The sequence below is a fragment of the Nonomuraea thailandensis genome (assembly GCF_024172165.1).
Taxonomy (GTDB): Bacteria; Actinomycetota; Actinomycetes; order Streptosporangiales; family Streptosporangiaceae; genus Nonomuraea; species Nonomuraea thailandensis.
This window is the reverse complement of sequence record NZ_JAMZEB010000002.1, coordinates 1685681-1698625: the sequence shown is the minus strand read 5'-3', so window position 1 is coordinate 1698625 and position 12945 is coordinate 1685681. Positions and strand designations below refer to the sequence as shown.

The 12945-nt window shown below is 74.1% G+C and carries 14 protein-coding genes; 10 read left to right on the top strand and 4 right to left on the bottom strand.

Annotated features, from left to right (window positions below; all coding sequences use genetic code 11):
- Window position 1 precedes the first annotated feature (1 nt).
- Window positions 2–643: a tetratricopeptide repeat protein gene (locus tag HD597_RS11875; protein WP_253742069.1), complete on the top strand. Its 642-nt coding sequence runs from the start codon at window positions 2–4 to the stop codon at window positions 641–643.
- Between the two features lie 4 nt (window positions 644–647).
- On the opposite strand, the gene HD597_RS11870 is transcribed toward HD597_RS11875, so the two are convergent.
- Genes HD597_RS11870 through HD597_RS11860 form a run of 3 tightly spaced genes read right to left on the bottom strand, consistent with a single transcriptional unit; the run spans window position 648 to window position 2443 of the window.
- On the bottom strand, window positions 648–905 hold the full coding sequence (locus tag HD597_RS11870; RefSeq protein WP_253742068.1) for a WhiB family transcriptional regulator: 258 nt from the start codon (window positions 903–905) through the stop codon (window positions 648–650).
- Between the two features lie 30 nt (window positions 906–935).
- Window positions 936–1856, bottom strand: coding sequence for a glycosyltransferase (locus HD597_RS11865; protein ID WP_253742067.1), 921 nt, complete (start codon window positions 1854–1856; stop codon window positions 936–938).
- A complete protein-coding gene (locus HD597_RS11860) occupies window positions 1853–2443 on the bottom strand; it encodes a D-glycero-alpha-D-manno-heptose-1,7-bisphosphate 7-phosphatase (protein ID WP_253742066.1) in 591 nt (196 codons plus the stop codon). Before HD597_RS11860 ends, HD597_RS11865 begins: the two co-directional genes overlap by 4 nt.
- A 172-nt stretch (window positions 2444–2615) precedes the next feature.
- On the opposite strand from HD597_RS11860, the gene HD597_RS11855 reads away from it, so the two are divergent.
- From HD597_RS11855 to HD597_RS11815, 9 genes are read left to right on the top strand one after another with little or no spacing between them, the layout of a single operon-like run.
- Window positions 2616–4247, top strand: a complete 1632-nt coding sequence (locus HD597_RS11855; RefSeq protein ID WP_253742065.1) for a carbamoyltransferase family protein — start codon at window positions 2616–2618, stop codon at window positions 4245–4247.
- Complete coding sequence (locus HD597_RS11850; RefSeq protein ID WP_253742064.1) at window positions 4244–5188, top strand: glycosyltransferase family 2 protein; 945 nt, start codon at window positions 4244–4246, stop codon at window positions 5186–5188. Before HD597_RS11855 ends, HD597_RS11850 begins: the two co-directional genes overlap by 4 nt.
- On the top strand, window positions 5185–6264 hold the full coding sequence (locus HD597_RS11845) for a glycosyltransferase family 9 protein (RefSeq protein WP_372513366.1): 1080 nt from the start codon (window positions 5185–5187) through the stop codon (window positions 6262–6264). Before HD597_RS11850 ends, HD597_RS11845 begins: the two co-directional genes overlap by 4 nt.
- Window positions 6261–7454 (top strand): glycosyltransferase, encoded by a 1194-nt coding sequence (locus HD597_RS11840; protein WP_253742062.1) that lies wholly within the window; start codon window positions 6261–6263, stop codon window positions 7452–7454. Before HD597_RS11845 ends, HD597_RS11840 begins: the two co-directional genes overlap by 4 nt.
- A gap of 2 nt (window positions 7455–7456) precedes the next feature.
- A complete protein-coding gene (locus HD597_RS11835) occupies window positions 7457–8002 on the top strand; it encodes a D-sedoheptulose-7-phosphate isomerase (protein ID WP_253742061.1) in 546 nt (181 codons plus the stop codon).
- Window positions 7999–9351 carry a PfkB family carbohydrate kinase gene (locus HD597_RS11830; protein ID WP_253742060.1) on the top strand — a complete coding sequence of 451 codons (1353 nt, stop codon included), beginning with the start codon at window positions 7999–8001 and terminating at the stop codon, window positions 9349–9351. Before HD597_RS11835 ends, HD597_RS11830 begins: the two co-directional genes overlap by 4 nt.
- Window positions 9348–10022: an SDR family oxidoreductase gene (locus tag HD597_RS11825; protein WP_253742059.1), complete on the top strand. Its 675-nt coding sequence runs from the start codon at window positions 9348–9350 to the stop codon at window positions 10020–10022. Before HD597_RS11830 ends, HD597_RS11825 begins: the two co-directional genes overlap by 4 nt.
- On the top strand, window positions 10013–10900 hold the full coding sequence (locus HD597_RS11820; protein WP_253742058.1) for a glycosyltransferase family 9 protein: 888 nt from the start codon (window positions 10013–10015) through the stop codon (window positions 10898–10900). The genes HD597_RS11825 and HD597_RS11820 overlap by 10 nt, the downstream gene beginning before the upstream one ends.
- Entirely contained in the window at window positions 10897–11859 is a 963-nt protein-coding gene (locus tag HD597_RS11815) for a UDP-glucuronic acid decarboxylase family protein (RefSeq protein ID WP_253742057.1), read from the top strand. Before HD597_RS11820 ends, HD597_RS11815 begins: the two co-directional genes overlap by 4 nt.
- A 66-nt stretch (window positions 11860–11925) precedes the next feature.
- On the opposite strand, the gene HD597_RS11810 is transcribed toward HD597_RS11815, so the two are convergent.
- Window positions 11926–12891, bottom strand: a complete 966-nt coding sequence (locus tag HD597_RS11810; RefSeq protein ID WP_253742056.1) for an NAD-dependent epimerase/dehydratase family protein — start codon at window positions 12889–12891, stop codon at window positions 11926–11928.
- Window positions 12892–12945: the final 54 nt, after the last annotated feature.

The following is a 12945-nucleotide window of genomic DNA, read 5'->3' as shown; positions in this document are numbered from 1 at the left end:
CGTGGGGGGAGCCGGGGAGGAGGGCAGGCGGGCGCGGTGGCTCATGGAGCGGGTGCACCTCGGGGAGTGGGGGCACGCGGCCGAGGCGCTGGAGGCCGAGCGCGAGGCGATCGCCATCTACCGGCGGCTGGCCGCCGGCTCCCCCGGGGCCTGCCTGCCCGAGCTCGCCACCTGCCTGACCAGTCTCGGCGTGACCCTCTCGGAGCTCGGCAGGCACGGTGAGGCGCTGGAGGCCGAGCGGGAGGCGGTGGCCGTCCACCGGCGGCTGGCCGCCGAGTCCCCCGGCCGCTACCTGGCCGACCTCGCCGACACTTTGATCAACCTGGGGACGACCCTGGCGGAGCTGGGCCGGCGGGACGAGGCGCTGGAGGCCGAGCGGGAGGCGGTGGCCGTCTACCGGCGGCTGGCCGCCAAGTCCCCCGGCCGCTACCTGGCCGACCTCGCGGCCGTGCTGGTCGATCTGGGAACGACCCTGACCGGGCGCGGCCTGCCGGTCGAGGCGCTGCCCCTGGTGGTGGAGGCGGTCACCATCCGGCGGGATCTGGCCGCGGCCTGCCCCGAGCGGCACCGAGCGGCCCTCGGCCGGGCCCAGGACTGCCTGGGCACGATCCTGTCGGCACTCGGCCGCCCGGCGAAACCCTGAGCCTCTAGCGCCGTGCGGCCGCCTCGGCTCGCAGGCCGAGCTCGCGCCGCTGGCCGGGGTCGGTGCCGCCCCAGACGCCGTACGCCTGCCTGGTGTCCAGCGCGTACGCCAGGCACGGCTCCCGTACGGGACAGCCGTCACACACGTGTTTGGCCCGCTCGACCTGCGACTGGCTCGGACCTTCCATGGAGATCGGGAAGAACAATTCCGGGTCCAGGTCGAGGCAGGCGGCCCTGCGGGTCCAGTCGAGCATCATCATCATGCTCTTCGCGCCTACCCATCGCCCCGGGCGTCATACCTCGCTGAGCAGCACATCCCAATCGGCGAGGAACCGGCCGAGCCCGTAGCGTGACAGAGCGGCGGCCCTGGCGGCCTTGCCGGCCTGGCTCGCGCGCTCCGGATCCCGGGCGAAATCGTGCAGCGCGTCGGCCAGCACGTGCACCTTCGTGGACAGCACGCCCGCCTCCGGCGGCACCGCCTCGATCGCCTCGGTGGCCGCGAGCGCGACCACGGGCATGCCGAGCGTCATGGCCTCGATGAGCGCCAGGCCCAGCGAGGTCCACCGGTAGGGGTGCAGGTAGACGCGCCTGCGGGCCAGCTCGGCGTGCATGACGTGCTGCGGCAGGTCCTCGTGGGTGCCGTACGGCAGCTCGCGGACCTTCATCCCGAACACGTCGAGCGGCACCCGCTCGGCGAAGCGGGGCAGCAGGTCGGTCCCGGCGACCCTGGTGCGGCGCACCGGCTCGTTGACCACCACGCCGGCCCTGGGCAGCTCGCCCGTGTAGAGGTGGCCGGGGTCGGGGATGCCGTGCTCGACGACGCGGGTGCGGGCGCGGCCGTTGTCCCAGTACAGCTCGTTGAAGTGGGTGACGTGCACGAGCGTGATGTCGCTCCGGCCGGCGAGCCAGTGGCGGGTGCGGGGCACGTCGCCCGCGGGCGCGTTGTGCTCGACGTACAGGCCGGGCACGTCGCGGCCGAGCCACTCGCGGGCCAGGTCCAGCTCGTGCGGGCGCTGGTAGACCACGACGTCCACGGGCTCGTCGCGCAGCCGGTCCCAGGGTACCTCGCGGGCGCGTTCGGGCCAGTCGTAGGTGGCCGCCCGCCCCCGGCCATCGGGACCACGGCCGGGAACGAGCGGCAGCAGGTACTCGTGGGACCCCCTGATGAACGCGCTGGTCCACGAGCCGTGCACGTGCCAGATGAGGATCCTCACCAGCGGCTCCAGCCCATGGCGCGGGCCCAGGGCGCCGCCGCGGCCGGCACGGGACCCTCGGCGTCGCTCAGCACGCGGTCCACGACGTCGATGAGGTCGTCGGCGACCTCGGCGGCCTGCCGGATCTCCTCCCGCAGCGTCTCCTGGGTCGGGACGAGGATGCCCCTGGCGCCGGCGGCCCTGGCGGCCTCCATGTCGCGGCCGATGTCGCCCACGACCACGCAGTCGCGGGGGCTGACGTCGAGCACGGCGGCGGCTCTGATCACGAGCCCGGGCGCGGGTTTGCGGCAGGTGCAGCCGTCGGCGTCGTCGTGCACGCAGATCGCCCACGCGTCGAACGGGCCGAGCAGCTCCTCCACCTTGGCGTTCACCTGATCCATCTCGTCAGGGGTCAGCAGGCCCTTGGCGACACCCGACTGGTTGGTGACCACGGCCACCGGGACGTCGGCGCGTCTGAGCCTGCCCAGCGCCTCGAGCGCGCCCGGCATGGGCTCCACGCGGTCCGGATCGCCGTTGTACGGCACATCCCTGATCAAGGTTCCGTCCCGGTCGAAGAGCACGGCGCCGGGACGTCGCTTTTCGAACACCTTTCACCTCCGTCGCGTGTCCGGCAGCTACCCGGGGCCTCACCTGGCAAACAACTACTTGGAGTGACCAAGTGCAGGAGCCAGCGCCTGTTTCCGCATCTCGCGGCATCACCCGATGTTTGGGAACCGCTTCTCTCGGTAGCGGTTCTCGACATCCTTAGGGGGAGGAAGCATGAAGTTTCTCGGCATCAACGCGATCTTCCACGACCCGGCCGCCGCCCTGGTGGTCGACGGGAAGATCGTGGCAGCGGCGGAGGAAGAGCGCTTCAGCCGCCGCAAGCACGGCAAGAGGCCGCTGGCCTTCTCCGCGTGGGAGCTGCCCGAACAGGCCGCCGCGTGGTGCCTGCACGAGGCGGGGCTGTCCCCCGAGGACATCGACGCTGTGGCCTACTCCTACGACCCGTCGCTGGTCGTGGGGAAGCCGGAGGGCGACTGGGAGGACCTGCGGACCAGGTACGCGGTGCGCGCCCCGGCCTTCCTCGCCACGGCCCTGCCCGGCCTGGACCCCGGCCAGGTGAGCTACGTGCCGCACCACGTGGCGCACGCCGCCTCGGCGGGCCTGGCCGCCCCGTGGCGCGACTGCGCGGTGCTGGTCGCCGACGGCCGCGGCGAGAACGTCTCCCACCTGGCGGGCCGCTACCGGGGCGGCGAGCTGGAGGTGCTGGCGGCGCAGGAGCTGCCGCACTCCCTCGGCCTCATGTACGAGGACGTCACCGAGCATCTGGGTTTCCTGCGCTCCAGCGACGAGTACAAGGTGATGGCGATGGCCTCCTACGGCCGGCCCCGCCACCTGGAGGCGCTGCGCGAGCTGATCTACACGACCGGCGACGGCGGCTTCCGCGTCGAGCCGATCGACTGGAGCGGCTACGCCAAGGCGCTGAAGAAGGGCGCCCCGTGGACCTCCGACCACGCCGACCTGGCCGCCAGCGTGCAGGCCAGGCTGGAGGAGGTGCTGCTAGAGCTGGTGCGCTGGCTGCACGAGCGGACCGGCGAGCGGCGGCTGGCGCTGGCGGGCGGCGTCGCCCTGAACTGCGTGGCCAACACGAGGCTGCAGGACGAGGGCCCGTTCGAGGAGATCTGGGTCCAGCCCGCGGCGGGCGACTCCGGCACCGCGCTCGGCGGGGCGCTGCACCTGGCGCAGTCGTACGGCGAGCCGGCCGCGCCCATGCCGGACGCGGCGCTCGGGCGCGGGTTCACCGACGAGGAGCTCGGGGCGTGGCTGGACGTGGCCCGCGTGCCGTACACGCGCCCCGCGGACCTGGCCGCCGCCGTGGCCGCCGAGCTGGCGGCCGACCGGATCGTGGCCTGGTTCCAGGGGCGGGCCGAGTACGGGCCGCGGGCGCTGGGGCAGCGGTCGCTGCTGGCGCATCCGGGGCACGCCCGCAACACCGAGCGGCTCAACGACGTCAAGGGGCGCGAGCAGTTCCGGCCGATCGCGCCGATGGTGCTGGAGTCGCGGGCCCGCGAGATCTTCGGGCGGGGGCCGGTGCCGTCGCCGTACATGCTGTTCGTCCACGACGTGCACCCGGACTGGGCGGGGCGGATCCCCGCGGTCGTGCACGTGGACGGGACGGCCAGGATCCAGACGATCTCGCCGCGGGAGCAGCCGCTGATGGCGCGGGTGCTGAGCGAGTTCGAGGCGCGCACGGGGCTGCCGGTGGTGGTCAACACGAGCCTCAACACCGCCGGGCGGCCCATGGTGGACGATCCGCGTGACGCGCTGGAGTGCTTCGGTTCCTCGCCGGTGGACGTGCTGGTGCTGGGGCCGTACGTGGTGCGACGGGGGGAGGTGTTCGCTTCGTGATCACCGTGGTGATCCCCACCATCGGGCGGCCCACGCTGCGCGACACGCTGGCGGCGGTGGGGCCGGGTGTGCCGGTGGTCGTGGTGGACGACAGGACGGGCGGTCCTCCCGCGCTGGGGCCGCTGCCGGGGAACGCGCGCGTCGTCCGGTCGGGCGGCCGCGGGCCCGCGGCGGCGCGCAACGCCGGGTGGCGGGCCGCGGACACGCCGTGGGTGGTGTTCCTCGACGACGACGTGGTCCCCGCGCCGGGGTGGGCCGAGGCGGTCTGGAAGGACCTGGTGGACCTGCCCGACGACGTGGCCGGCAGCCAGGGGCGCATCGTGGTGCCGCTGCCCGCGGGGCGGCGGCCCACCGACGGCGAGCGGCACACCGCCGGGCTGGCCGACGCGCTGTGGGTGACGGCCGACATGGCCTACCGGCGGGCCGCCCTGGAGGCCGCCGGCGGGTTCGACGAGCGGTTCCCGCGGGCGTACCGGGAGGACGCGGACCTGGCGCTGCGGGTGACGCGGGCCGGGCACCGGCTGGTCAGGGGCGAGCGCGTGACGGAGCATCCGGTCCGGGCCGACGGGTTCTGGGCGAGCGTGCGCTTCCAGCGGGGCAACGCCGACGACGCGCTGATGCGCCGCCTGCACGGCCCGTCGTGGCGCGCCGGCATCGGCGGCGGCCGGGGGCGGCTGCGCCTGCACGCCCTGACGACCGCCGCGGGCCTCGCGGCCGTGCTGCTCGGCACCGCGGCCGTCGCGGCCCGGCCCGGCGCCCGGGTGGCGGCGTGGGGTGCGGGGGCGGCGTGGGCGGCGTTGACCGTGGACTTCGCGTGGCGGCGGATCGCGCCGGGCCCGCGTACCCCGCAGGAGGTGCTGCGGATGGCCGTCACGAGCGTGCTGATCCCGCCGGTCGCCTGTGCGCACCGGATTCGGGGGGAATGGAGGGTGCGGCGATGACCAGGGGCCGGCAGGAACGTTCCGCCAAGGACAGGACCGTGAGAGACCGGGGGCGCGTGCTCGTGGCGCGGCTGGACGACGCCGGCGACGTGCTGCTGGCGGGGCCGGCCGTGCGGGCGGTCCGTACGAGGGCCCGCGAGGTGGTCTTCCTGGCCGGCCCGAACGGCAGGGCGGCGGCCGAGGTGCTGCCCGGCGTGGACCGGGTGATCGTGTGGCGGGCGCCGTGGATCGACCACACCCCGCCGCCCGTCACCGGCGAGGGGGTCGAGGAGCTGGTCGAGGCGGCCGGCGGGATCGACGAGGCGGTGCTGCTGACGTCGTTCCACCAGTCGGCGCTGCCGCTGGCGCTGCTGCTGAGGCTGGCCGGGGTGAAGCGGATCACCGCGATCAGCAACGACTACCCGGGCTCCCTGCTCGACGTGCGGCACGTGGTGGACGAGAGCGTCGACGTGCCGGAGGCGGAGCGCATGCTGGCCGTGGCGGAGGCGGCCGGATTCGCGCTGCCGGAGGGCGATGACGGGAAACTGGCTGTTCAACGACCGTTGCCGGATATAGGGAAATTTACGGGGCACTGTGTAGGCGTCGGCGGTGTAGCCGACAAAGGCGCGTATGTCGTGGTGCACCCCGGGACATCGGCCCCCGCCCGCACGTGGCCTGCCGAAAGGCACCGGCAGACCGTGCGGGAGCTGGCCGACGATGGGCACCAGGTCGTCGTGACCGGCACAGAACGGGATCTCACCGCCTACGTGGCCAGCGACGTCGCGGTCGACCTGGGCGGCGTGACCACATTCGCAGAACTGGCTGCCGTGATCGAGCGGGCCGGTGTGCTCGTGGCGGGCAACACCGGCCCCGCGCACCTCGCCGCGGCTGTCGGAACGCCGGTCGTGAGCCTGTTCGCCCCCGTTGTCCCTGCGGTGCGGTGGGCCCCGTACGGCGTGCCCGCGGTGCTTCTGGGCGACCAGGAAGCGCCCTGCCGTGGAAGCAGGGCGCGCGTCTGCCCGGTGCCGGGGCACCCGTGCCTGTCCCAGGTGACTAGTGAGCAGGTGGTCAAGGCAGTGAGGGAGCTGACGCAGTGAAGGTCGATCTCATCTCGGAGCACGCGGACCCGCTGGCAGCGGTCGGCGGCGTCGACTCCGGCGGCCAGAACGTCCACGTCGCCGCGCTGGCCGTGGCCCTGGCCGGGCGGGGGCACACCGTCGTCGTCCACACCCGTCGTTCCTCCGAGTCACAGCCGGAGTCGGTGAGCCTGGCGCCGGGCGTCACGGTCGAGTACGTGCCCGCGGGCCCCGCGGCTCCCGTTCCCAAGGACGAGCTGCCGCCGTTCATGCCGGAGTTCACCGAGTGGCTGGCCGCGCGCTGGGCCGCCCGCCCGCCGGACGTCGCGCACGCCCACTTCTGGATGAGCGGGCAGGCGGCGCTGCGGGCCGCGGCGGCCGCCCACGTGCCCGTGGTGCAGACGTTCCACGCGCTGGGCACGGTCAAGCGGCGCTGGCAGGGCGCGGCCGACACCAGCCCCGCGCACCGTGTCGACACCGAGCGCGAGATCGCCCTGCGGGCCGACATGGTGCTGGCCACCTGCAGCGACGAGGTGAACGAGCTGTGCTCGATGGGGGTGCCCGAGCACCGCGTCGCGGTCGTGCCGTGCGGGGTGGACCTGTCGGCCTTCTGCCCGGAGGGGCCGGTGGCCCCGCGCGCGGACGGCCCGATCGTGCTCAGCATCGGCCGGATGGTGCCGCGCAAGGGCGTGGACACCGTGATCGCGGCGCTGCGCCAGGTCCCCGGGGCGAACCTGGTGATCGCCGGCGGCAGCCAGGACGACGAGGAGGCGCTCAGGCTGCGCGAGCTGGCCGAGGGGTACGGGCTCGCGGACCGGGTGCACGTCATCGGCTCCGTGCCGCGGCAGCACGTGCCGGCGCTGATGCGCTCGGCCGACGTCGTGGTGACGGTGCCCTGGTACGAGCCGTTCGGCATGGTGCCCGTGGAGGCCATGGCGTGCGGCACGCCGGTCGTCGCCTCGGCCGTCGGCGGCCACCTGGACACGGTGGCGGGCTGCGGCGTGCTCGTGCCGCCGCGCCGCCCGCGCGCGCTGGCCAGGGCGCTCAAGGACGTGCTCGGCGACCCGGACAGGCGCGGCGCGCTCGGCGCGGCCGGCGCCCGCCGGGCCAGGGAGCGGTACGGCTGGCCCCGCGTGGCCGAGCTGACCGAGGCCGTGTACACGCAGGTCATCGACGGAAAGGTCTGCCGTCTGGCGGCCCTGGGGGGTTGATCGTGGACGCTCATCTGGAGAAGCTCTGGAACACCCTGGAGAAGGTCGATGACCACGCGGTCACCGTCCGGGCCTGGGGAGGCAAGCTGGCCGGCGTGCTGGCCGCCGGGGGCAGGCTGCTGGCCTGCGGCAACGGCGGGTCGGCGGCCGAGGCGCAGCACCTGACGGCCGAGCTGGTCGGCCGGTTCAGGGACGACAGGCAGCCGTACGCGGCGATCCCGCTGCACGCGGACGGCTCGTCGCTGACGGCGATCGCCAACGACTTCGGCGCCGATGAGATCTACGCCCGCCAGGTGCGCGCGCACGGCCGTACCGGAGACGTGCTGCTGTGCCTGTCCACCAGCGGAGGCAGCCCGAACGTGCTGGCCGCGGCCAGGGCGGCGCAGGAGGCCGGGCTCGTGGCCTGGGCCATGACCGGCCCCGCCCCGAACCCGCTGGCCGGCCTGTGCGACGAGGCGGTCACCATCCCGGGTGAGACCGCCACCGTGCAAGAGGTGCACCTGGCGCTGATCCACCTGCTGTGCGACGCGGTCGAGGAGGCGCTGTGACGGAGAGGCCACTGGTCGTCATCGGTGACACGCTGCTCGACGTGGACGTCGAGGGCGAGGCCGACCGGCTCTGCCCGGACGCGCCCGTGCCGGTGGTCGACGTCTCCACCGAGCAGGCCCGCCCCGGCGGGGCCGGGCTGGCGGCGCTGCTGGCCGCCCGCGACGGCGCCGGCGTCGTGCTGATCACCGCGGTCGGCGACGACCCCGACGGGCAACGCCTGTGCGGGCTGCTGTCGGAGGAGCTCGACCTGGTACGGCTGCCGCTGCGTGGCGGCACCGTGCGCAAGACCAGGGTCAGGGCTCGCGGCCAGACGCTGGTCAGGCTGGACACCGGCGACGGCACGGCCAGGTACTCCCCCGCCGCGGAGGCGATCGAGGCGATCAGGAGTGCCGGCGCGGTGCTGGTCTCCGACTACGGCAGGGGCGTGGCCAGGATGGCTCGCGAGCTGCTGCGTGACGTGGACGTGCCGGTGGTGTGGGATCCTCACCCGCGCGGTGAGCAGCCGATGCCCGGCTGCGCGCTGCTGACGCCCAGCGAGGCGGAGGCGCGGATGCTCTGCCCGTCCGGCTACCACGGCCCCGACCAGGCGGCCCGCCGGCTGGTGCGGGCGCTGCGGGCCAGGGCGGTGGCGGTCACGACCGGCGAGCGCGGGGCCGCGCTCGCCATCGAGGGCGGCCCGCTGACCAAGGTGCCGCCACCCGTGCGGGCGGGCGGCCCCATCGTGGTCGGCGTGGACGCGTGCGGCGCGGGCGACAGGCTCGCCGGGGCCGCCGCGCTGGCCCTGCGCGACGGCGCGGACGTGGAGGAGGCGGTCACGATCGGCGTGGGCGAGGCCTCCCGCTTCGTCGAGCGCGGCGGGGCCGCCACCGTGAAGGTGCAGGAGCAGCGGCTCGGCGACCGGCCGCGCACGGCGCTGGAGGTCGCCAGGCTCACCCGGGCCTACGGCGGCCGGCTGATCGCCACCGGCGGCTGCTTCGACCTGCTGCACGCGGGCCACGTGAGCCTGCTGCGGCGGGCCAGGGCGCTGGGCGACGCGCTGGTCGTCTGCGTCAACTCCGACGACTCGGTACGCCGGCTGAAGGGCCCGTCCAGGCCCATCGTGGACGTGCGCGACCGGGTCGAGGTGCTGCGGGCGCTGAGCTGCGTGGACGCGGTGCTGGTGTTCGACGACGACACCCCGGCCGCCGCCATCGAGCAGCTGCGCCCGAGCGTGTGGGTGAAGGGCGGCGACTACGAGGGGGAAGTGCTGCCCGAATCCGAGGTCCTCGGCAGGCTCGGCGCGGAGATCGTCGTGCTGAGCACCCTGCCGGGGCGTTCGACAACCAACCTGATCAGGGAGATCCAGTGAACGTATTGATCACCGGGGGCGCGTCCGGGCTCGGCCTGGCCACCGCCGAGGCCGTGGAGAAGGAGGGCTGGAAGGCCCTCGTCGTGGACGTGCGAGCGCCCGACCAGCGCTTCGAGCACGTGACGGCGGACCTGGCCGATCGGGCGCAGGCCGAGCGCGCGGTGCGCGAGCTGGCCGAGCGGGCCGGCGGCCTGGACGCCGTCGTGACGGCCGCGGGCATCGACGCGTGCGGGCGGCTGGAGGACGTGCCCGCCGACGACTGGGAGCGGGTCATCAAGGTGAACCTGCTGGGCACGGCCTCGGTCGTGCGGGCGGCGCTGCCGTACCTGAAGCACACCCGCGGCAAGGTCGTCACCTGCGCCTCGACGCTGGGGCTGCGGCCGCTGAGCGACGCGTCGGCGTACTCGGCCTCGAAGTTCGGCGTCGTCGGCTTCACGCGGGGGCTGGCGATCGAGACGCGCGGGGAGATCGGGGTGACCCTGCTGATCCCCGGCGGCATGCGGACGGGCTTCTTCGACGGCCGTCCCGAGCAGTACAAGCCGGGTCCTGAAGCGGGCCTGAACGATCCGGCCGACGTGGCCCAGGCGGTCGTCTTCGCGCTTCGGCAGCCCGCCGGATGCGAGGTGAGAGAGCTCGTCGTGTGCCCGTCCACGGAGACGTCATGGCCCTAGAACTCCTCGCGCTGCGCGGGCTCGGCCTGGGCGACCTGCTCACGGCCGTGCCCGCCCTGCGCTCGCTGCGCCAGGCCTTTCCCGCGCACCGGATCACGCTGGCCGCCCCGCGCTACCTGGAGGCCCTGCTGCCGCTGATCGGCGCGGTGGACGACCAGGTGGACGTGTCGGGGCCGGGCCCGATCCCGGCGCGGGCCCTGCCGTTCGAACGCCCGGACGTCGCGGTCAACCTGCACGGGCGGGGGCCGCAGAGCATCGAGGCGCTGCGGCGCACGGACCCGGGCCGGCTGATCAGCTTCGGCACCGGGCCTCCGTGGCCGGAGGGGGTGCACGAGGTTCGGCGATGGTGCGACCTGCTGGAGTGGCACGGCATCCCCGCCGATCCCGGTGACCTGACGCTGGGCATCTCCGACCGTACGGGGCCGGCGATCGTGCATCCCGGCGCCGCCTTTCCCGCGCGGCGCTGGCCGCCGGACCGCTTCGCCGAGGTGGCCGCGGCGCTGGACGACGTGATCGTGACGGGCAACGCGGAGGAGGTGCCGATCGCCGCGCGCGTCGCCGAGCTGGCGGGGTTGCCCCCGGAGCGGATGCTGGCCGGGCGCACCTGCCTGGCCGACCTGATCGACCTGGTCAGCAGGGCGAAGCTGGTGGTCTGCGGCGACACGGGCGTGGCCCACCTGGCGACGGCGTTCTGCGTGCCGTCGGTGGTGCTGTTCGGCCCGGTCTCGCCGAAGCTGTGGGGCCCGCCGCCCGGCTGGCGCCACGTGGCGCTGTGGGCCGGGCAGAACGGTGATCCGCACGGCGAGCGGCCGGATCCCGGGCTGCTGAGGATCGAGGTTTCCGAAGTCGTCGACGCTGCCATGGAGGTCATCTCATGAGGGCTCTGGTCACCGGAGGCGCCGGGTTCCTCGGCTCCTACCTGTGCGAGCGGCTGCTGGAGGAGGGTGCGGAGGTGGTCTGCATGGACAGCTTCCTCACCGGGGGGCCGCGCAACGTGGAGCATCTCCTCGAACGGCCCGAGTTCCGGCTCATCGAGTGCGATCTGACCGGGTACGTGCATGTGCCCGACCGGCTGGATCTCGTGCTGCACTTCGCCTCGGCCGCCTCGCCGGCCGACTACCTGCGCTATCCGATCGAGACGCTGCGCGTGGGCAGCGTCGGCACGCTGCACGCGCTGGGGCTGGCCAGGGAGAAGGGGGCCAGGTTCGTGCTGGCCTCGACCAGCGAGGTGTACGGCGACCCGCTTGAGCATCCGCAGAAGGAGACGTACTGGGGCAACGTCAACCCGGTCGGGCCCCGCAGCGTGTACGACGAGGCCAAGCGCTTCGCCGAGTCGCTGACCACCGCCTACCGGCAGTCGCGTGCCACCGACACGGGGATCGTGCGCATCTTCAACACCTATGGCCCGCGCATGCGCCCGTTCGACGGGCGGGCGATCCCGACGTTCATCCGGCAGGCGCTGACCGGCGAGCCGATCACGATCACCGGTGACGGCTCGCAGACGCGCTCCGTCTGCTACGTCGACGACACCGTCACCGGCATCCTGGCCATGGCCCGCAGCGACTTCGCCGGGCCCGTGAACATCGGCAACCCCGACGAGCTGACCATGCTGGAGCTGGCCACGCTCATCAAGGACCTGACGGGCACGTCGTCGGAGATCCGGTTCATCGACCGGCCGGCCGACGATCCGAAGGTCCGGCGGCCCGACACCTCGCTGGCCGCCGAGCGGCTGGGCTGGCGGGCCGCGGTGCCCGCCGAGGAGGGGCTGCGCCGCACGATCGAGTGGTTCTCGGCCGAGCTCGCCGCGATCGAGCAGCTCGAACGCCTCCAGGTCTGACCCGCCTTCAGTGAGGCCGCAGCACGACGTGGCCCCCGCCGGAGCGCCGGCGGGGGTCGCCGCCGTCTAGCGCTCGTTGCCCGCGCGCAGCCACTCCAGGTACTCGGCGACCGCCCGCTCGGTGTCGTAGGCGGGCTCGAACCCGGTGTCCTCGCGCAGCCGCGTGATGTCGAGGGGGTTGCCGACGGGGCCGGGAGCGCTCCCTTCCGGCAGCTCCACGCGCGCGCCGGGCACGAGCTTCGTGATCGCCGCGATCAGGTCGCCGTTGGTGGTGATCCGCCCCGACGCCACGTTGTAGGTGCGGTGCCGCAGCCGCCCGGCCGTCTGCAGCAGCGCGAGCGCCCGCCCGCAGTCCTTGACGTAGCACACGTCTAGCCCGTCGCCCGCGCGGGCCCCGCCCGGCAACGCGGACAGGTCGGGCTCGGCGCCTCGGGCGGCGGCGTGCACGAGCTGCGGCGCCGGGAAGAACGGGTCCGGGTTGTGCCCGAGCGGCCCCCAGATGCCCCCGATGCGGTAGTTGACCGCCTCGACGTCGTCGAGGACCTCGTTCAGGTGGTCGGCCAGCAGCTCGCCGATCTTCTTGAAGCGGGGGATCACGTGCGGGGCGTTCATCGTCAGCGGCAGGTCCTCGCCGAGCGGCCCGTCGGCGGTGATCCCGGCGTACACGCCGATCGTGCTGGCCAGGCCGAGCCTGCGGACCTGCCAGGCGCGGGCGGCGCGGAACAGGGTGAGCAGGCTGCGCACCGCCCGCTCGGTGTGCTCGATCGGCTCGTACGCCCCGGCCGGCCAGGGCATGGAGCCGGCCAGGTGCAGGATGCCGGTGATCTTGTGCCGGTCGCCGATGTCGAGCAGGGCCCGCTCGTCGGCGACGTCGGCCCGTTCGACGAAGAGCCGCTCGCCGGTCTCGGCCGCGAAGGCCGCGGGGATCTCGGCGGGGCGGCGCTGGACCAGCACGCAGGACTCCCCCAGGTCCAGGAGGGCGCGGGTGGTGTGCGTGCCGATGAAGCCCAGGCCGCCGGTGACCAGAATCATGTACATGCTCCCTGATAATCAGCTCTACTGATAATCAGAGTATCTCTCTGCTGG